Origin of the sequence: Pseudidiomarina tainanensis, from assembly GCF_004214835.1 — a bacterium.
In the GTDB taxonomy this organism is placed as follows: Bacteria; Pseudomonadota; Gammaproteobacteria; order Enterobacterales; family Alteromonadaceae; genus Pseudidiomarina; species Pseudidiomarina tainanensis.
The window spans coordinates 847,555-867,681 of record NZ_PIQJ01000001.1; the positions used below are offsets into that span (position 1 = coordinate 847,555).

At 47.1% G+C, this 20,127-nt stretch carries 20 protein-coding genes and 1 tRNA gene; 2 read left to right on the plus strand and 19 right to left on the minus strand.

Features of this window, described 5'->3' with window-relative positions; all coding sequences use genetic code 11:
- Positions 1-20: 20 nt before the first annotated feature.
- From CWI82_RS04050 to CWI82_RS04135, 18 genes are all read right to left on the minus strand, one after another.
- Positions 21-1,193 (minus strand): D-alanyl-D-alanine carboxypeptidase family protein, encoded by a 1,173-nt coding sequence (locus tag CWI82_RS04050; RefSeq protein ID WP_092855669.1) that lies wholly within the window; start codon positions 1,191-1,193, stop codon positions 21-23.
- Positions 1,194-1,320: 127 nt separating this feature from the next.
- The gene (locus tag CWI82_RS04055; RefSeq protein ID WP_092855667.1) at positions 1,321-2,127 is read right to left on the minus strand and encodes a septal ring lytic transglycosylase RlpA family protein; all 807 of its coding nucleotides are present in this window, start codon (positions 2,125-2,127) and stop codon (positions 1,321-1,323) included.
- A 3-nt stretch (positions 2,128-2,130) separates the two neighbouring features.
- Positions 2,131-3,117 (minus strand): lytic murein transglycosylase B, encoded by a 987-nt coding sequence (gene mltB, locus CWI82_RS04060; RefSeq protein WP_092855664.1) that lies wholly within the window; start codon positions 3,115-3,117, stop codon positions 2,131-2,133.
- Positions 3,118-3,137: 20 nt separating this feature from the next.
- Positions 3,138-4,247 carry a rod shape-determining protein RodA gene (gene rodA, locus CWI82_RS04065; RefSeq protein ID WP_092855662.1) on the minus strand — a complete coding sequence of 370 codons (1,110 nt, stop codon included), beginning with the start codon at positions 4,245-4,247 and terminating at the stop codon, positions 3,138-3,140.
- Positions 4,222-6,108 carry a penicillin-binding protein 2 gene (gene mrdA / locus CWI82_RS04070; protein WP_130202747.1) on the minus strand — a complete coding sequence of 629 codons (1,887 nt, stop codon included), beginning with the start codon at positions 6,106-6,108 and terminating at the stop codon, positions 4,222-4,224. Before mrdA ends, rodA begins: the two co-directional genes overlap by 26 nt.
- 1 nt (position 6,109) lies before the next feature.
- A complete protein-coding gene (gene rlmH / locus CWI82_RS04075) occupies positions 6,110-6,580 on the minus strand; it encodes a 23S rRNA (pseudouridine(1915)-N(3))-methyltransferase RlmH (RefSeq protein ID WP_130202748.1) in 471 nt (156 codons plus the stop codon).
- Entirely contained in the window at positions 6,580-6,903 is a 324-nt protein-coding gene (gene rsfS, locus CWI82_RS04080; protein ID WP_092856909.1) for a ribosome silencing factor, read from the minus strand. The genes rlmH and rsfS overlap by 1 nt, the downstream gene beginning before the upstream one ends.
- Before the next feature lie 83 nt (positions 6,904-6,986).
- Positions 6,987-7,616: a nicotinate-nucleotide adenylyltransferase gene (gene nadD, locus CWI82_RS04085; protein ID WP_092855656.1), complete on the minus strand. Its 630-nt coding sequence runs from the start codon at positions 7,614-7,616 to the stop codon at positions 6,987-6,989.
- Positions 7,613-8,632: a DNA polymerase III subunit delta gene (gene holA, locus CWI82_RS04090; protein WP_130202749.1), complete on the minus strand. Its 1,020-nt coding sequence runs from the start codon at positions 8,630-8,632 to the stop codon at positions 7,613-7,615. Before holA ends, nadD begins: the two co-directional genes overlap by 4 nt.
- Before the next feature lie 6 nt (positions 8,633-8,638).
- Positions 8,639-9,127, minus strand: a complete 489-nt coding sequence (locus tag CWI82_RS04095) for an LPS-assembly lipoprotein LptE (RefSeq protein ID WP_130202750.1) — start codon at positions 9,125-9,127, stop codon at positions 8,639-8,641.
- 15 nt (positions 9,128-9,142) lie between these two features.
- Positions 9,143-11,740: a leucine--tRNA ligase gene (gene leuS / locus CWI82_RS04100; protein ID WP_130202751.1), complete on the minus strand. Its 2,598-nt coding sequence runs from the start codon at positions 11,738-11,740 to the stop codon at positions 9,143-9,145.
- 31 nt (positions 11,741-11,771) lie between these two features.
- A complete protein-coding gene (locus CWI82_RS04105) occupies positions 11,772-11,963 on the minus strand; it encodes a hypothetical protein (protein WP_130202752.1) in 192 nt (63 codons plus the stop codon).
- Positions 11,964-12,016: 53 nt separating this feature from the next.
- Positions 12,017-13,543, minus strand: a complete 1,527-nt coding sequence (gene lnt, locus CWI82_RS04110) for an apolipoprotein N-acyltransferase (protein ID WP_130202753.1) — start codon at positions 13,541-13,543, stop codon at positions 12,017-12,019.
- Entirely contained in the window at positions 13,544-14,422 is an 879-nt protein-coding gene (corC, locus tag CWI82_RS04115; RefSeq protein ID WP_092855646.1) for a CNNM family magnesium/cobalt transport protein CorC, read from the minus strand.
- An 18-nt stretch (positions 14,423-14,440) separates the two neighbouring features.
- On the minus strand, positions 14,441-14,923 hold the full coding sequence (gene ybeY, locus CWI82_RS04120) for an rRNA maturation RNase YbeY (RefSeq protein ID WP_130202754.1): 483 nt from the start codon (positions 14,921-14,923) through the stop codon (positions 14,441-14,443).
- Positions 14,920-15,909 (minus strand): PhoH family protein, encoded by a 990-nt coding sequence (locus CWI82_RS04125; protein WP_130202755.1) that lies wholly within the window; start codon positions 15,907-15,909, stop codon positions 14,920-14,922. Before CWI82_RS04125 ends, ybeY begins: the two co-directional genes overlap by 4 nt.
- Before the next feature lie 15 nt (positions 15,910-15,924).
- Positions 15,925-17,367 (minus strand): tRNA (N6-isopentenyl adenosine(37)-C2)-methylthiotransferase MiaB, encoded by a 1,443-nt coding sequence (miaB, locus tag CWI82_RS04130; RefSeq protein WP_130202756.1) that lies wholly within the window; start codon positions 17,365-17,367, stop codon positions 15,925-15,927.
- 90 nt (positions 17,368-17,457) lie between these two features.
- Positions 17,458-18,342, minus strand: coding sequence for a DMT family transporter (locus CWI82_RS04135; RefSeq protein WP_092855639.1), 885 nt, complete (start codon positions 18,340-18,342; stop codon positions 17,458-17,460).
- A gap of 44 nt (positions 18,343-18,386) precedes the next feature.
- Here CWI82_RS04135 and CWI82_RS04140 point away from each other — a divergent pair, with 44 nt between their 5' ends.
- Both CWI82_RS04140 and CWI82_RS04145 read left to right on the plus strand, forming a co-directional pair.
- Positions 18,387-18,740: a DMT family protein gene (locus tag CWI82_RS04140; protein WP_092855638.1), complete on the plus strand. Its 354-nt coding sequence runs from the start codon at positions 18,387-18,389 to the stop codon at positions 18,738-18,740.
- Between the two features lie 14 nt (positions 18,741-18,754).
- Positions 18,755-19,879, plus strand: a complete 1,125-nt coding sequence (locus tag CWI82_RS04145; RefSeq protein WP_092855637.1) for an FAD-dependent oxidoreductase — start codon at positions 18,755-18,757, stop codon at positions 19,877-19,879.
- A gap of 158 nt (positions 19,880-20,037) precedes the next feature.
- Here CWI82_RS04145 and CWI82_RS04150 read toward each other — a convergent pair.
- Positions 20,038-20,124, minus strand: a tRNA-Leu gene (locus CWI82_RS04150).
- Positions 20,125-20,127 lie beyond the last annotated feature (3 nt).

Consider the following 20,127-nt stretch of genomic DNA (forward strand, 5'->3'; position numbering starts at 1 on the left):
GACTACCTAGCAGGGGGATATTAACTCTCGCCTTCACCACTAAACTTCTGCTCAGCCCAATCCATTAAGCGTTTGAAGATACCGCCTTGTTCAACGGCATTTAGCGTCACTAATGGATAGCTTGCGATATCTTCGCCTTCTAACTGCAGGTAAACCGTACCCACTTGTGTACCTTTAGCAATCGGTGCTTCTAAAGTTTGGTTTAGTTCAAAGTTCGCTTTTAGATTATTGCGCTGTCCGCGTGGTAGCGTGATGACGACTGGTTCAGTGACACCGAGTTGAACCGTGTCTTGCTCACCCCCCCAAATACGGTGATCGACAAAACTCTCACCTGCTTGATACGCAGTAACTGTTTCGTAATAGCGGAAGCCGTAGTTCAGCAGCTTTTTGCTCTCAACTTTACGAGCTTGTTCGCTAGCTGTTCCCATAACGACAGCAATTAAACGAGTGTCGCCTTCGGTTGCAGAAGAAACCAGGCTGTAGCCAGCTTCATTGGTGTGGCCCGTTTTAATACCATCGACATTCATGCTGCGATCCCACAACAAAGAGTTGCGGTTATATTGTTTGATATTGTTATAAGTGAATGATTTTTCAGCATATAACGAGTATTCTTCAGGTACATCACGGATCAAGGCGCGGGCAAGCGTAGCCATGTCACGCGGTGAGCTGTACTGATTTGGATCAGGAAGTCCGTGACTGTTGGCAAAGCTCGAACTACTCATGCCTAATTCTGCGGCATAGGTGTTCATTAAATCAGCAAATGCATCTTCGCTACCAGCAATGTGTTCAGCCATAGCAACACAAGCATCGTTGCCGGAGGAAATCACAATACCGCGATTGAGATCAGCGACCGATACTTGCTTACCAACCTCGATGAACATTTTTGAGGACTCTGGGAAGTTTTTCGCCCACGCATTGTTACTGATGGTTACCATATCATCGTTACTGATTCGTCCCGCTTGTAACTCTCGACCGATGATATAGCTCGTCATCATTTTGGTTAAACTAGCAGGCGCTAACGCTTCATCGGCATTTTCTGAGGTAATGACGTACCCGGTAGTGTAATCAATCAGGATATACCCTTTGGCGTTGACTGATGGTGCCGGGGGAACAATTGCTGCTTGGGCAACAGCAGTAAAGGCTACTGCGGTAATGGCAATTGTACGAAAAAAATGACGAAGTACACGACGCATGTTAACTCTTCTCTTTTTTATTTCTGGATGAAAAGGGCGCTGAATATAGCATAAAAATGCCCGCAATAGCAGTATATGGCAGGGCCGATACGACGTTGCGCTGCAATGCTACCGACAAACGCTAAGATTACGGAACCGCAACGCGAAATGCGTCGGGATACCCAGCTTTCCTTAGCTGTTCAAGTAACTGATTGGTTTGTGGTTCAGCCAATGGACCTAAAACTACTCGGTATAGACCATTATTTGGCTGAGTAGTTGCAGGAACTTGGTATAAATTCTGTAATCGGCTGGCTTCTGCCCGTAATCGTTCGGTATCACTGCCAGCATGAACTTGAATATAAAATTGCTCAATCGACTCGGCTTCTAAAGGTGGCGTGACTGCCAGCACTTCATTACCTGAACTAGGTTGCAAAGCTTCAATTTTAACGCGGGCCGTACCAGATTTGAGCATATCGAGTTTGTATGCGGCGACATAGGAAAGATCGATAATACGGTTACCATGAAATGGCCCGCGGTCATTCACTCGAACCACCACGCTTTTTTCATTATCTAAATTGGTTACGCGCACATAGGTTGGCAGTGGCAATGTTTTATGTGCGGCACTCATCGCATACATATCGTAAGTTTCGCCATTCGATGTGAGGTGACCATGAAACTTTTCACCGTACCATGATGCCACGCCTTCCTGACTGAAATCGGACACATCATCCAAAATATGCCAAGTATTACCGAATAACGAATAGGTTCGATTACCCTGACGACTCGGCGGCTCAAAAGAGGGTTCAGGCTCAACCAACTCGTCGGCGGTGGGTAACCGCGACGGAATAGAGTCATATTTTTGACTATAGCGAGAGTTTGTTGATGATGAACTTGAACATGCACTCAACAAAACTATCAACACTGCTATTGTTAGTAACCGAATAACGATCATCATGAATTAGCGCGCTTGTTTTAATTGTTGACTAAGTTGGTACACAGCCATGGCATACAGCGGACTATGATTGTATCGAGTAATCACATAAAAGTTGTGATATCCCAACCAATACTCGTGACCGTCAGCTAATTCGAATTCGAATACTTTAGCCAAAGCCTCGTCCGTGCTTGTGCCCATTTGGTTTAATTCTAGACCGTTTTGCTTCAATTCTGCAACTGATGTATCTGGTTTTAATCCTTTACTGACAAGCTTTGCGTGGGTGTCTGTCGCGGTTAATTTGGTTGCCACAGGGGCATGAGCTTGCCAACCGTGCTCGGCAAAGTAGTTGGCGACACTGCCGATTGCGTCGGTGATATTTCCAAGCAGATCGCGGACGTTATCGCCGTCAAAATCAACCGCGTAATGACGATATGACGATGAAATAAACTGGCCGTAACCCATTGCGCCAGCGTAAGAACCCATTAGCTCTCGCGCTGGGAGAGATTCCTCGCGTGTAAGTAACATATATTGTTCAAGTTCTGAGCGGAAAAACTTAGCACGGGGCGGGTAGTGGAAGCCGAGCGTATAAAGCGCATCAAGTACGCTATATTTACCACGGTATTCACCATAAAAGGTTTCGACACCAATAATGGCGACGATTATCTCAGCGGGCACTCCAAATTCTTGCTCTGCACGGGCAAGCGTTTGTTCATGTTCTTGCCAGAATTTTAATCCTGCTTGTAGGCGTTTTTCGGTAAGGAAAATTGGGTAGTATTGATACCAAGGTTTGGCTTCCCAGGGTCTCGCAATCGCCTCAAGAATAGTTTCATTACGGGTAGCCTGAGCCAATAGTGACTCAACTTCAGTTGCGGTAAAACCGTGTTTGGTAACCATTTGCTCAACAAACTGCTGACGCTGTTGTTGATAATCTGTGGACGCGAATGCCAATTGGCTGGTTAAGCTTAGCGCGCCGCAAACGGCAATGACACATGCTTTACTCAAGTTACCCATACTTGTTATTCCTTGTTGTGTTAATCATGCATAACTAAACGTTGGTTCGTTGCAACTGCCATCAGTAAACCAAACCCAGCGAGCAAAGTCACCATTGAGGTGCCACCGTAACTGATGAGAGGTAAGGGTACACCAACCACAGGCAATAAACCGGAAACCATGCCGATATTTACAAGAACATAAACAAAAAAAGTTAGGGTGAGGCTACCGGCGAGTAATTTCTGATAAACCTTTTGCGCACGCATGGCGATAATCAGACCACGAACAATGACAAAGCCGTATAGAATGAACAGGCCAATCACACCCACGAGGCCGAACTCCTCACTAAATACGGAAAAGATAAAATCGGTATGGCGCTCTGGTAAAAACTCGAGTTGTGATTGTGTACCTTGAAGCCAGCCTTTGCCCTCAACACCACCGGAACCAATCGCAATTTTGGATTGAATGATTTGATAACCAGAGCCCAGCGGATCGCGTTCGGGATCAAGAAATGTCAATACTCGCTGGCGTTGATAGCCATGCATTAAAAAGAACCACAACACCGGAATAAAAGCGCCAATAGCTGCCGCAAAAAAGGTGATTAAACGCCAGCTGATACCCGATAGAAATAAGACAAAAATACCTGAGCTTGCAATAAGGATTGATGTCCCTAAATCAGGCTGTTTTGCGATCATCAAAGTGGGAACCATGAGCAACATAAATGCGGCAGCTAATCGACGTTTAGTCGGTGGAATCCCGTGTTCAGCAAGAAACCACGCAATCGTCATCGGTACGGCTAGCTTCATGATTTCAGACGGTTGAATGGTGACCACACCAAGGTTCAACCATCGTTGTGCTCCTTTACTGGATTCACCAAATAACAATACGCCCAGCAACAGCACAACACCGATAGCAAACAGTGGCAACGAAAAACGTTCAATAGCACCGAGAGGAATTTGTGCAATCACCAGCATTGCGGTGAATGCTAGGCCGATACGAATGAGCTGGCGTTCTGTCATGGCAAGATCTTGCCCGCTTGCGGAATAAACGGTGATTAAGCTAAGCACCGCTAGCGCCAGTAGGCCAAGAAATAGCGGACCATCAATGTGGAAACGCTGCAGCCACTTATTCTTTTGTTGATTGCTGCGCATAACGCTGTTCCTGTTCAAAGTAGAAATCAAGTAACCTTCTTGCCATTGGGGCTGCAACACTACCACCGCCACCAATCGTATTTTCTACGGCAATAACAACGACTAACTCAGGGTTTTCAGCCGGAGCATGGCCAACATACATCGCATTATCACGATAACGTTCATCAATTTCTTCGGCGTTGTATTCTTCTTCCTGACCAATGCTACGCACTTGAGCCGTTCCTGTTTTACCGCCGCTGGTATAGGTTGCATCTTTGAATGCACGATGCGCGGTGCCTTTAATCGAACTCACAGTTAAATTGAGCGCCTGTAATACGACATCCCAATTTTTGGGATTTTTCAAGGTAACAGGTTCGCGCATTTCAACCACAGCCGGCAAGACAACTTCACCTTCTTGAATGGCATGCAATAACCGCGGTACGGGTCTTTCGCCGCGGTTGACGATAACTGAAGTTCCCACGGCTAATTGCATTGGTGTGGTGGTCCAGTAGCTTTGACCAATACCAATCGAAACGGTTTCACCTGCATACCACGGCTGATTGAAACGAGCCCGCTTCCAGCCTCGTGATGGCATGACAGCTGCTGATTCTTCGGCGATATCGATTCCAGTGCGTGCACCAAAACCATAGCGAACCATGCCATCGTGAATGGTATCAATGCCCATTTTTAACGCTAAATCGTAATAGAACGTATCGCAACTTTCGACAATCGCATCGGTGACATTGACCCAGCCATGGCCCCAGGCTAACCAGTCACGATAGCGATGGTCAACGCCTTCTATTTGGAACCAACCAGGATCCCAAACTTTGGTGGTTGGGGTGATAATACCTTCTTCGAGACCCAACACGGCAAGTTGTGGTTTGACCGTTGAAGCGGGTGGATAGCCGCCTTGTGTTGAACGATTTAATAAAGGAGAGTGGCGAGAATTTAACAGGCTCTGGTATTGTGCGTAAGAAATGCCTTGGGCAAACCAGTTCGGATCGTAACTTGGCTTACTCACCATGGCTCGAATTGCGCCATCGCGAGGATCCATCAAGATGATCGATCCACGCTCGTCCCCGAGTAGTTCGTATGCAAATTGCTGCAGTTCAATGTCTAATTCAAGGTGAAGATCTTGGCCTGGTATAGGTGGCTCAACCGAGAGGGTACGGATATTGCGGCCGTGGATATCCACTTCAACTTGTTGATATCCGATGGTGCCATGGAGCAGCTCTTCATAATATCTTTCAATACCAAGTTTACCGATGACCCGTGTGGCGGCGTAATTTGCCTGTTTGTCCTCTTCGCGTAACTTGTTTAAATCATTGCGGTTAATTTTAGCGACGTAGCCAAGCGCATGAGTAATTGCTTCGCCATAGGGGTAATGCCGAACCAGCCGCGCTTCAATGCTAACGCCTGGAAATTCGTGTTGGCGCACAGCAAAGCGCGCCGCCTGTTGTTCGGTTAAACCGTCAAGCAAAATGATCTGATTAAAGCGGCGTTCACGACGCCGGTTCTCGTGAAACTCAGCGATGGTCTCATCGTCGATGGCGAGCAGTTGTTGCAGTTGAGTAAGTGTTTGTTCTAAGTCTTGAACTTTTTCTGGCGTTACTTCAAGACTCATTACCGGCTGGTTTTCTGCCAGAATACGCCCTCGACGATCATAAATTAGGCCACGGTTTGGCGCTAATGGAACAACCTTAATACGATTATCATTGGAGCGAGTTTGGAAACTTTGATGATCAACGACCTGCAGTCGATACATGTTGGTGAACAATACACCAAAGGCAATCACAACAATAAGCAGACTAACAAAAACGCGACGCCCGAAAAGCGTAGATTCAGCATGATGATCTCGAATGGTGACGCGTTTATGCTTCATATTACTCGCGATGATATGGATGGTTAGCGGTAACACTCCAAGCGCGGTACAGACTTTCAGCAATCAGTACACGTACGAGAGGGTGTGGTAATGTTAATGCTGACAATGACCAACGCTCATCAGCTGCTGCAATGCATTCGGGAGCGAGTCCTTCTGGCCCACCAACCAACAAGCTAACATCACGGCCATCCATGAGCCAAGTTTCGAGCCGCTGTGCAAGCTGAGGTGTCGTCCAGCTTTTGCCGGTTACTTCCAGGGTGACAATGCGATCGCCCTTGCCAACAGCAGCCAGCATCGCTTCACCTTCTTGACGCAAAATTCGCGCGATATCAGCATTTTTACCACGTTTTCCAGCGTTAATCTCGATGAGTTCAAGTTGGCAATCAGCTGGAAAACGTTTGGCGTAGGTTTGATAACCAGTGCTGACCCAATCAGGCATTTTCTGCCCAACAGCAATCAGCCGAATACGCATTACTTTCGCCCCCAGAGCTTTTCGAGCTCATAGAAGTCGCGAATAGATTCTTGCATGATATGCACAACCACATCGCCGAGATCGACCAGAACCCATTCTGAATGTTCATGACCTTCGATACCGAGTGGTGCAACACCATGATGTTTGGCTTCAGTTGCCACATAGTTGGCAATACTACGAACATGCGTTTTTGAGTTGCCTGAACAGATGATCATATATTCTGCAACGTCGGTTTGATCATGAACATCAAGTACTTTAATGTCACGGCCTTTCAGGTCTTCAACTTTGTCGACAACAAAGTCGCGTAATTGTTCTGCTTGCAAGAGATCCACGCTCCAATAATTCGGCTAATAAAATAATGTCATAAAACGGGCGTAGTTTACCACGAAGCAATGGTAAAAATCAGCTAACGATAGAGTTGATGTGTTTGGATATAGTTAGCAACTGTCGTGGGTACAAGATGAGCCCAAGCTTGCTCAGTTTGAATCGCATTGCGGATGGCTGTAGCCGAGATATCAAATGCGGGCGTTTCGGCGAGGTAAACGTAACCATTTGGCTGGTCACGCAACTGTTCAGGGTGTTTTGTTTCAACCGCGGCTAACCATTGTTGTAAGGTGTCACTGAAGATATTGTGCGAATGCGGGCGACGCATGACCACGATATGCGCATGGTCGAGTAAATGTTGCCATTGGTACCAGCTTTCAAGCCCAGCAAACGCATCTTCGCCAACAATAAATACTAAGGTGTCGTGCGGCCAGCGTTGATGAAATTGGCTCAAGGTTAACTGGGTGTAAGATTTACGCGGTTGCAATAATTCCCAATTGTCGGCAATACAGTTAGGTAGCTCTTGCGCGGCCAGCTTTGCCATAGCAAGCCGTTGTTCGGCGCTGGCGCCCGGATAACTGCGATGTGGCGGTTGCGCGCTGGGTAACAGGATGAGTTGGTCGCAGGCAATGAGCTCACAGACGTGCTTGACTGCGTTTAAATGACCCCAATGAATTGGATCAAAGGTACCGCCTAATATTGCCCGCATCATTGTGGTAACCGACTCACGGCATCCGGCTGGCAGTAAAGAGTAACAAGATGCGTCGCCAGCGTACCGTAATCTTCACCAGAGTCGCGTTTAAATGCATACTCAAGTCGTGTCAATAATTCAGCAGCTTTACTGATAGCCGGAGCTGTCATACGTTGACAAAAGTTTCGATAGGGGCCTTCTTGATTACGCCAAACGCCATTCTTACGGCAAGCATCAGCAAAGTTATCGGCTTGCTGCAAGGTGCATACGAGTTGCCATTCACGTTGTAGCATCCAATTTAAAATAGCTTCTTCAACATCGTCTTCTAACAAGCGAGCGAGGCGATGCAGGGCGTTATTTAGGTCAGCATGCAGGATGGCTTCTTGCAGGGCAAAAACATTAAATCGGCTCTGGTCTTGAGCGGCTTGCTGAATCGAATCGGCAGATATCGGTTGCGGTAAATCGCTTAGTGCGAGCTTTTGTAATTCTTGATCCAGAGCAAGCAAATTTCCTTCAAACCAACTCGTCAACAGTTGTGTTGCCTCTGCATTGAGTTGTAACCGATATCGCTGTGCGCGTTGCTGAATAAAGCGGGGTAAACTGGCACGATCAGGACTGTTAGCACTCACCACGGGCCCAGCCGAGACTAAGTCTTGATACCATTTTGATTTGAGCTGCTCTTGCTTTAATTTGGGGCCGATGATGATCAGAATCTGATCTTCAAGTGGGGCTTGAGCATACTGTCTTAAAGCATCGGCGCCATCACGTCCAGGCTTGCCTTCCGGTAGTTCTAGCTCAACAAGCTTTTTACTTGAAAATAAGCTGAAACTTGCACTCTGGTCTCTTAGCAAACGCCAATCAAACTGGCTGTCTTGTAAGTGCCGTTCACGTTCGTCGATACCCTGTTGGCGCGCAATTTTACGTAATTGTTGAAGTGCGTCATCGATTAATAATGGAGCATCACCGAACACACAAATAACCGCAGGCAGTCCCGATTGGGAGAACTGGTCTTGCAATTGTGTTGGGGTGAGCTGCATTATCGATTACTCCGTGAGGTAGGCAATCGTTTGGCGCAACAGTAAGCGCGCTGCTTCTTCGCGCATTTCCTGAACCAGTACCTCTCGTTCACGTGTTTTTGCCAAGGCAAAGTTCGGGTCATCTTGGTAGTCGCGATAGACTTCAACTTGTTGTTGCGCGGAAACTTCGCCTTGTTCAATCAACTGGTAATAGACTGTATAAATCATTTCATATTCGGCGACTTGCCCTGACTGCGATAACGACAAGGTGCGTCGATCGAGAGTGTCGTCTAGCACTTCAATAATGAGGCTTTTTTGTTGCGTGCCATCAAGTTTTGCACCAGCAAGATTCAAACGGCGCTCAAGCACTTGCTGAAATTCGCTAAAGGCGGGTGCTTGTACACTGACTGTTTGCATCGCCGGTGGCAACTGATAGTCATCGCGTAATTGAAAACCACAGCCGGTTAGGGCTGTGGCTAAGGCTATTACGGTTAACTTCAGAATCAGCTGTCGCATAGTCGGTAACCTATGTTAGTTCGCTACGATATTAAAAAGCTTACCTGGCACGTAAATTTGCTTACGAATGGTTTTACCATCAATAAACTTTTGTACGTTTTCATCAGCGAGCGCCACAGCGGTCACTTGATCTTGGTTTGCATCAGCGGAAACAGTAATTTTACTGCGCACTTTGCCATTTACTTGAACCACGACGAGCACCGATGTTTCAACTAGTGCGGCTTCGTCGAATTGCGGCCAAGCGGCAAAGTTGACGTCGTCTTGGTGCCCAAGTGCTTGCCACAGCGCTTCGCTCAGATGTGGGGTTACCGGTGCCAACATAAGTACCACTGCATCAAGTGCTTCAGCCATAATGCCACGATCAAGTTCGGTGGCTAATGGTGCTTTTTGCAGGCGATTTAATAACTCCATGATGGCAGCGATAGCCGTATTGAAGTTTTGGCGACGCCCCATATCATCAGTAACTTTCGCAATGGTACGGTGCACTTCGCGGCGTAGTTCTTGTTGAGCGTCGGATAATTCGCTCCAATTCTGACTGCGAGACTGTTCTGCAACCTCAACAAAGTCAGCCACTAAACGCCACACGCGACGTAAGAAACGTTGTGCACCTTCAACACCTGAGTCAGCCCACTCCAAAGTGGCTTCTGGTGGCGCTGCGAACATCATGAATAAACGCACGGTATCAGCGCCGTATTTATCAATCATGACTTGTGGGTCGATACCGTTATTCTTGGATTTCGACATTTTGGTCATGCCGCCATGTTGCACGGGCTGGCCATCAGTGGTCAGAATCGCTTGGGTAATACGACCCTTTTCGTCACGAATAATTTCAACATCAAGCGGCGAGTACCAAGTGATTTTGCCCGAAGCATCTTCGCGGTAGTAGCTATCTGCTAAAACCATACCTTGCGTTAATAGGCGCTTAAACGGCTCGTCTGAACTAACCAAGCCGGTGTCACGCAATAACTTGTGGAAGAAGCGTGCATACAATAAATGTAAGATGGCATGCTCGATACCACCGATATACTGATCAACAGGTAGCCAATAGTTTGCTTGCTCAGGGTTGAGCATGCCGTCATGGAAATTGGCGCTACAATAGCGAGCGTAATACCACGACGACTCCATAAAGGTATCGAAAGTATCGGTTTCATGCTCGGCTGGCGCACCGTTATAGGTTGTTTTACGCCAGTTTTCATCGGCTTTGATTGGCGAGGTTGTGCCATCCATCACGACATCTTCTGGTAGACGCACAGGTAACTGATCCGCCGGTACTGGAACCGACTCACCGTTAGGCAAGTTCAGCATCGGAATTGGCGTGCCCCAATAGCGTTGACGTGAAACGCCCCAATCGCGTAGACGATAATTAACCTGACGACGACCGATGTTGCGCTGTTCTAGGTGCGCAGCAATCGCGTCAAAGGCTTCGTCACTGCTCAGACCGTCATACTCGCCGGAGTTAATGGTAGTACCTTTGGTTGTAATCGCTCCGGTAGCGATATCTTCATCGCCAGATGCTGGATCAATGACAACTTGAATCGGTAGATCATAAGCTGTCGCGAATTCCCAGTCGCGTTGGTCGTGAGCAGGTACCGCCATCACTGCGCCTGAGCCGTAATCCATCAAGACAAAGTTGGCAACCCACACCGGAATCTGCTCGCCGGTCATTGGGTGCACTGCACGAACACCGGTATCCATGCCTTTCTTATCAATGGTTGCCAGTTCAGCTTCCGCCATCTTGGTATTTTTGATGGTTTCAATAAATGCCGCTAATTCAGGATTGTTTGCGGCAGCTTCTTGCGCAAGTGGATGCTGTGCTGCGACCGCCATATACGTCACGCCATAAAGCGTATCCGGACGCGTCGTATAAACGGTTAACTGACGCTCGCTATTGGCAATTGAAAAGTCAATTTCGACGCCTTCAGATCGACCAATCCAATTGCGTTGCATGGTTTTGACCTGCTCAGGCCAGCCTTCTAGCTGGTCCAAATCCGTCAACAACTCTTCAGCGTAATCGGTGATTTTAATGAACCACTGCGGAATTTCTTTTTGCTCAACAATAGCGCCTGAACGCCAGCCGCGACCGTCGATAACCTGTTCGTTAGCCAATACCGTCTGGTCAATTGGGTCCCAGTTCACGGTCGCATTTTTTTTGTAAACCAAACCTTTTTCAAATAGTTTCGTGAAAAACCACTGCTCCCAGCGATAATACTCTGGGGTACAGGTTGCAAGTTCACGTGACCAATCGTAACCAAAGCCAAGCGACTTTAATTGGTTACGCATGTAGTCGATGTTTTGATAAGTCCACTTAGCTGGCGCTGTTTTATTTTGGATAGCTGCGTTTTCTGCAGGCAAGCCAAAAGCATCCCAACCCATCGGTTGTAATACGTTTTTTCCTTGCATGCGTTGATAGCGGGCAACGACATCACCAAGTGTGTAGTTACGCACGTGGCCCATGTGTAATTTGCCACTCGGGTATGGAAACATTGATAAGCAATAAAACTTCTCTTTGTTTTCATCTTCGGTAACGTTAAATACTTGGTCACGTTCCCAACGTTGCTGAACTTGCGGTTCTACAACGGCTGGATCATATTGTTCCGCTATTTTTTTTGACATCTGACTATCCATTCAACTGCTAAATAATTGATTAAAGGGCGTACCACATCATCAGCATAACGACGACACCAAACACACCAAAGAAGGCGTATTCAAGGCGTTCGCGCTGCTGGGCGTCACGGTTTTCGTTACGGTGAAAAGCAAACATGCCCAAACTAGTCACACCAAGTGAACCAGCACCAACTAAAATGGCAAATAACAAAGCGGCAATAATGTTTTCCATGGCGATTCTCCATGCTGGATAAATAAAAGTTTAATACAGTAGCTTGAGTAAGCTTAGTTTACTGATTTTGAGCTGGTTTGACTACGCCGAACTGCTATCAAAGTACTGACTAATGCCAGTATAACAGCGATTAGCCATGCGCCGAGTGAACCGAATAGTTGAAACAACGTTTGTCCTTTGACAATAGGAACTTCGGCGCTTAATGCCGTCGAGGTAAACTGCGGTGCTCGTGCAATCTCATTGCCATAGGCGTCGACCACGGCAGTGATTCCATTATTGGTTGCTCGTAATAACGGGCGACCGAGCTCCAATGCTCGCATACGGGCAATTTGCATATGTTGGGCTGGCCCGTGTGAAGCGCCAAACCAAGTGTCGTTGCTCACGGTTAAAATATAGTCTGTACTGGCTGAGACATTTGCTCGAACTTGCGCCGGGAATGCTATTTCGTAACAAATAGCGCCGGCTAAGTGAAAGCCTTTGGCGCGCAAGTTCGGTTGCTTGTAGTCTCCACGCGTAAACGAGCTCATCGGCAAGTCGAACAGAGGCGCAAGTGGTCGTAGTAAGTCTTCGAACGGGACAAACTCGCCAATCGGTAGTAACTGATGTTTTTGATAACGATTGGTATGACCATGTGCATAAGGCTCGACCGGTTGATAAGGTGCATCGAGACCGAGCACAATCATCGTATTAAAGTATTCGCTATTCTGATAATCAATAATACCGGTAATTAGTGTGGTGTTGGTATCAACTAAAGCCTTATCGATATTTTTCAAAACATCATCGGTATAAGGTTCGGGCATGGTAATCGCTGATTCTGGCCAGACAATAATGTCATGAGTTGGATAATGAGGGCGACTCAAGTCCAGATAAGTCATCAAAGATTGCCAGTGTTGATCTGGATTCCATTTGATTGATTGTTCGATGTTGCCTTGTACAAGTAAAACCCGAGCTTCTTCCCCAGTGGATTTCAGTGGGCTTATCCACGGTAGGGCGAATGGAATGATGAGTAAGCCGAAGGCAACCAGCCCAAACTCTTTTCGTTGATATTCAAACCAACAGTACAGTGAAATTGCAATCGACCACAGTACGACCGTAATGCCGACGCCGCCTAACCACGGTGCGTAATTACCGAGCCAGCCATCGGTTTGCGTGTAACCAAGTTCAAGCCAAGGAAAGCCGGTGAGAAACCAACCTCGAATCGATTCACTGACCAACCAAGTGAGGGGTAACACGCCAATCGCCAGCCGCCCCAGCCAACGCTCGCTATATTTCCACAGAAACAACGCTAATGCAGGGAAGATACTTAAGTAGATGAACAATACGGCTAAGACGGCAATCGATGCGAGAACTGGTAAGCCACCAAATTGGTCAATACTGACGTAGATCCAGCTAAGGCCGGCACTAAACCAACCTAAACCGAAATAAAAGCCGATACGCCAAGCCATATATGGCGTGGTATCGCGCAGGGTAAACAGTAAGGCAACCAAAACAGGTAACACCAGCCACGCCTGAGAGAAGGGCGCATAGCTGAATATTAGGCTGCCACCAAGTAGCAGCGCTATAATTCGTCGCGTGTTCATCTAGTCCGCATCTACAGCGTTATTGGTATCCGTGATGGTTACCTGGAGTTGTTGAATACGGCGTTTATCGGCACCGGTGACTTTAAATAAAATGCCGCCAAGGGTGAGCTCTTCGCCGACCTGCGGTAAATGACCAAATCCATGGGCGACCATGCCGCCAATGGTGTCATATTCTTCGTCGCCGAATGTGGTATTGAAGTAGTCATTAAAATCTTCAATGGTGGTCAACGCTTTGACAGAATAGCGGGATTTGTTAATTCGGCGAATATCCGCTTTGTTATCTTCGTTGTAATCGGTTTCGTCTTCGATTTCACCGACAATTTCCTCGAGGATATCTTCAATGGTCACCAAACCAGAAACACCGCCATATTCATCGACAACAATCGCCATGTGATAACGCTGTGAGCGAAACTCTTTCAACAGCACATCTACACGCTTACTCTCTGGCACAATCACAGCAGGGCGTATGACTTCAGACAGGGCAAACTCATGGTCGGTCATACCGAATCCATAAGCGAGCAAATCTTTGGCAAGTAAAATACCTTCAACGTGGTCTTTGTTCTCACTAACCACTGGGTAGCGGCTATGTTGAGAATCAATCACGATAGGCAGAAAAGACTCAACGCTTTGATTAACATCGATAGTAACCATTTGTGAACGTGGCACCATAATGTCGCGAACTTTGAGTTCCGCAACATCAAGCACACCCTCAATCATTTCTTTGGTGTCGTTATCAATTAAGTCGCGTTCTTCGGCGTCTTGGATTAAATCAACTAACTCTTCGCGGCTGTTCGGCTCTCCGGTAAAAAGTTGCAACAGTTTGGTTGCCCACGTTTTACGCGCAGAACCGTTGGTAGAGTGTGGATTATCATCGCTCATGTGCTGTTTTTGCTCCGTTTAGTGCTGGTTATCAGCGTGGTCATCAGCATAAGGGTCAGCATACCCCAGTGCTTTCAGAATGTCTCTTTCGAGCTGTTCCATATGCTCGGCTTCGTCGTCTTCAATATGGTCATAACCTAGCAAATGCAAGGTTCCGTGTACAACCATATGTGCCCAATGTGCGATTAAGGGCTTATTTTGCTCACGCGCTTCTTGCGCAACAACGTCAGCACAAATAACCAAATCACCCAATAAGTTGATAGGCAAGGGAATAGGTGATTCGAATGGAAACGACAATACGTTGGTGGCATACGCTTTGTTTCGATACTGCTGATTAAGGGCTAAGCCCTCTTCTGGATCAACAATGCGTAAGGTTAATTCGGTTTCAGTGGTGCTGTTGAGGTGGTGCAGCACTGCTTCTACCCAGGCTTCAAAAGAAGCTTCAGACGGCAATTCCGCTGCAGTGCAGGCAATTTGCACGTCAATGGTTACGTGGTTCATGAGTTTTCGTCGAACGCCTCATAGGCTTGCACAATGCGTTGCACCACAGGGTGGCGGACGACATCAGAAGCTTGGAAGAAGGTAAAACTGACATCGTCCACATCTTTTAGTACTTCGATGACGTGACGGAGACCAGATTTTTGACCACGCGGTAAATCAACTTGGGTAATGTCCCCGGTGATCACAGCGCGCGAGTTGAAACCAATACGTGTTAGAAACATTTTCATTTGTTCACAGGTGGTGTTTTGGCTTTCATCGAGAATAATAAATGCGTCGTTAAGTGTACGACCACGCATGTATGCCAGCGGCGCAACTTCAATCACGTTACGCTCAATGAGTTTTTCGACTTTTTCAAAGCCTAACATTTCGAATAGCGCGTCATACAACGGGCGTAGATACGGGTCTACTTTTTGCGCAAGATCGCCAGGTAAAAATCCAAGTTTTTCACCAGCTTCGACTGCTGGACGCGTCAGTAAAATTCGACGAATCTCTTGACGCTCCAACGCATCAACAGCACAAGCCACGGCTAAGTAGGTTTTACCTGTGCCAGCAGGGCCAACACCAAAATTCACATCATGAGTCAAAATAGCGCGAACGTATTCGGCTTGATTATGGTTACGCGGCTTGATTAACCCACGCTTGGTTTTTATATGAGTCATTTTTTCCGCGGCAGGGTCGTTATCAGGCGACTGCTCAAGCACTTTGGCTTGTTGCACAGCTAAATGCACCATTTGTGGTGTCACTTTTCCTTCTTCACCTTTCACTGTCGCAGTTTCGACGTAGAGATCACGCAGGATTGTCGCCCCCGCTTGAACGGTATGGGTTGGACCTATCAGCCGAAATTCATTGTGGCGATGACTAATTTCAATGCCAAGACGACGCTCAATATGCTTCAGATTTTCATCCAAAGCGCCGCAAAGATCAGCAATGCGGCGATTGTCGGCAGGTTCTAAATCGATGTCTAGGGTACTGACAGTTTGACTCAAGGTTACCTCGTTATATTAATTGGCTACTGGCGGCACAAATGTCGCAACACCCAATTCGTCTGGTTGTGTACGTGCCTGACGGGCAAGAATTGCTTGGGGTGATGTATCTACACGTAATCCCATATCAGATTCAACGCGCAACACGTCACCGCGAAGTGAGTTCACAAATACATCGGTGATTTTTACATCAACGAATTTGCCAATCATGTCTGGCGTACCGGTGAAGTTGACCACCCGGTTGTTCTCGGTCCGGCCGCTCAATTCCATTGGGTCTTTTTTCGACGGGCCAGTCACCAAAATACGTTGTTCGGTTCCGAGCATGCGGCGCGCATGTGCATGTGATTGCTGATTCAAGCGCTGTTGCAATAATTGCAGGCGTTGTTTTTTGGTCTCTTCGCTTACATCATCGGGTAAGTCAGCCGCAGGTGTGCCCGGACGTGCGCTGTAAATGAAACTAAAGCTCATGTCGTAATCAACAGCTTGGATTAAGTCCATGGTTGCTTCGAAATCAGCGTCAGTTTCGCCTGGGAAGCCAATAATAAAATCAGAGCTCATGGCAATATCAGGACGAATTTTTTTCAGCTTACGAATCTGCGATTTGTATTCCAGTGCAGTATGGCCGCGTTTCATGAGTGTCAGAATACGATCAGAGCCACTTTGTACTGGAAGATGCAAATGACTGACTAACTCCGGAATCGTGGCATAAGCCTCGATAATGTCATCAGTAAATTCCACTGGGTGCGAAGTAGTGTAACGAATCCGGTCGATACCATCGATAGCGGCCACTAAATGGAGTAGCTCAGCAAATCGACAAACAGTACCGTCATGATGTTCGCCGCGGAACGCATTCACGTTCTGACCTAACAAGTTCACTTCACGAACGCCTTGCTCAGCAAGTTGCGCAATTTCAAACAGCACGTCATCAACGGGGCGACTCACTTCTTCGCCACGAGTATATGGGACTACGCAGAAGGTACAGTACTTACTACAGCCTTCCATGATTGAAACAAACGCGGTTGGGCCGTCAGCTTTCGGCTCAGGTAAGCGATCAAACTTTTCAATTTCTGGAAAGGAAATATCAACCATCGGTGTATGGTTGGTTTGAACTTGTTTAACCATCTCAGGCAGTCGGTGCAAGGTTTGTGGACCAAACACAATATCGACATATGGTGCACGCTGACGAATGTGGTCACCTTCTTGTGATGCCACACAGCCACCTACACCAATGACAAGCTCAGGGTTCTTGTCTTTCAGTGTCTTCCAGCGTCCCAATTGATGGAACACTTTTTCTTGCGCTTTTTCGCGAATCGAGCAGGTATTGAGCAGAATCAAGTCAGCCTCTTCAGGCTCAGCTGCCACATCATAACCGTGCGTTGCTTTGAGTAGATCAGCCATTTTTGCTGAATCGTACTCGTTCATCTGACAACCCCACGTTTTTATATATAACTTCTTACTCATAAACCTCTGTGCTCACTTGCTTATTGCGTTGATGACACCGCACACGATGACTACGTCTATAAAGGGCTGCTATTTTAGCCCGAACCACGCCTAACTGCCAACTTTGTGACCAGTTTCTGCCTTGCGTCGCGTGCGAATGGCCAAATATCCCGCTACCGTAATAACGGCCGCGCCTAAAATCATACTGAAAGTAATGGGTTCGTCCCAAAACCAATAGCCCATAATTGCGGCAAAAATCACTGAACTGTAGGTGAAAACACCAACGCGAGCAGCTGGGGCAAGAGCAAAAGCTTTGGTCATACCCAGTTGACCAGCTACGGCCAATCCACCCATGGCGATGATACCGAGCCAATGTTCACTGGCAATAGATTCACCTCGCCAAATTAGTGGAATTGCAGAAATAACCGTCGCCAATGTCGAAAAATAGAAAACAATTTTACTCGAAGACTCGGTTGCCGACATCTGTCGGATCAAAGTTTTGGTGAACGCAGCTAAGCAGGCAGCAATAAATGCCACACCAATAATCGGCGACAACTGCGCTTGCGCTGGATTAAGGAATATAAACACCCCAATAAAACCGATGCCAATGGCTAGCCAAGTTTGCGCTAAAACGCGCTCGTTCAACCACAACCGCCCGATAATTGGAATGATAAAGGGCGACAATAGTAGCACTAAAGTTGCTTGTGCCAGCGGCAAATTGGCAATGGCATAGAAAAACAAATACATCGCGGCAAGCCCAGCTAAACCGCGTGTTAAATGGAAACGCCACGCTTTGGTTTTGAATGCGTCAGGACCTTTACGCCATAACCATGGCAGTAATACGACAAACGCCATTAAATTACGAAAAAACACTAATTGTTCTGACGGCAAATCAGTGCTCAAATACTTCACTAACGCACTGACGCCAGCAAAACAAAGTTCGGCGCCAAGTACTAAAGCAGAAGCGATCACCACCGTTCGTTGTGGGGTGTCCATAAAGTCCTTACGCGGTTGTTGCACCGCACCCAGAGAAGAGAAAAATGAACCGCTATCTTATCACGATCACTTTACTCACGTTGAGCAATGTTTTTATGACATTTGCTTGGTATGCACATTTGAAAAATATGGCTGACAAACCGTGGATAATTGCCGCCTTTGCGAGTTGGGGTATCGCTCTTATTGAATATTTACTGCAAGTACCCGCAAACCGAATTGGTTATGAAGTTATGAATCTTGGGCAATTAAAAATTTTGCAGGAAGTGATCACATTATCTGTATTTGTTCCATTCGCATTGTTTTACATGAAAGAGAAGCTAACCTGGGATTATTTATGGGCTGGGCTGTGTATTTGTGGCGCAGTATTTTTTATTATGCGAAGTAAGTTAACCGGTTAAATAGGTATTTTCATATGAACGTAGTCGTTGTCGGCGGTGGTATGGTGGGCGCTGGTGCTGCTGTTTCTTTAGCGAAACAGGGGCATCACGTAACCGTTATAGAAGCGGGCAAGGCTGCAGCAAGCGAGGGGGATTGGGATTTACGTATTTCATCCATTCACCTGCGCAATGTGGAGTGGCTAGAAGAATTAGCTACTTGGAGCAACATTCGCGCTGAACGCAAATTCATGTATACCGATTTAGCGGTGCAGACTGTTGATGGTCAACGGTTGAACTTTTCTAATACCGACGTTGATTGCTCAGCGCTTGGTGCAATGGTCGAAAATAATGCCTTGCAAGAAGCGTTATGGGGGCAATTCTCAGAGCACAATATTCGGGTATATAGCGAAACGCGTGTCGAGCAATTTGATTTAGCTGATCGCACTGTGGCGCTAAGCAACGGCGAGAAGCTCACATATGATTTGCTGCTGGGTGCCGATGGGGCGCAATCACAAGTGGCAAAGGCTGCCCAAATTGGTCAGCGTGGTTGGGACTACGATATGCATTGTATGCTTGCCATTGCAGACGTTGAACAGCCATTACCTGCGGCAACTTGGGAAGTGTTTCGTCACCAGGGGCCTTTTGCGCTGTTGCCATTAGGACCAAACCAAGCTTGTTTGATCGATTATCGCTCGCAGCAACAGTGGCAAGAATTTGCCGGTAATAGCGATGCGATAAAGCAAAGCTTGTGTGAAGTTTTTGCACCGCACATTGGTGCACACACCATCAGCAAGTTTGCGGGTTTTCCATTGCGGCGCCAACGTGCATTGCGCTACACCAGTCACGATTCTGTTGCATTGATTGGCGATGCCGCACATAGCATCCATCCATTGGCGGGCCAGGGCGTGAACTTAGGTTTTGCTGATGTGCAAGAACTCACAACGCAACTTGCCGCAAACTCTTTGCTGCAGGCATTAAAGAACTATGAACGGATTCGTATGCATGAAAATCAGCAAATGATGCGAGCGATGGATGCGATTCATGTGGGCTTTCGTTCGCAGCATTTCCTGCCTCGCGGTTTGCTGGCGGCTGGTTTGACGTTAGTGGATAGGGTCGCGCCAATGAAACGGCTACTAGTACGCAAGGCCATCGGCTTTTAAAGTGCAAAATCGATATTAGATATTGGATATTAGATATTAGATATTGGATATTAGATATTAGGGGATGGCCAACAAAAAAACGCTATTAGGTTTTAGCTAATATCGAATAGCTAATATCTAATAGCGTTCTTGCTGTTCATTGCGGTTCACCACCGAGGTGGTGCGGAGGGGGGGACTTGAACCCCCACGAGCGTTAGCTCACTAGCACCTGAAGCTAGCGCGTCTACCAATTCCGCCACCCCCGCAAT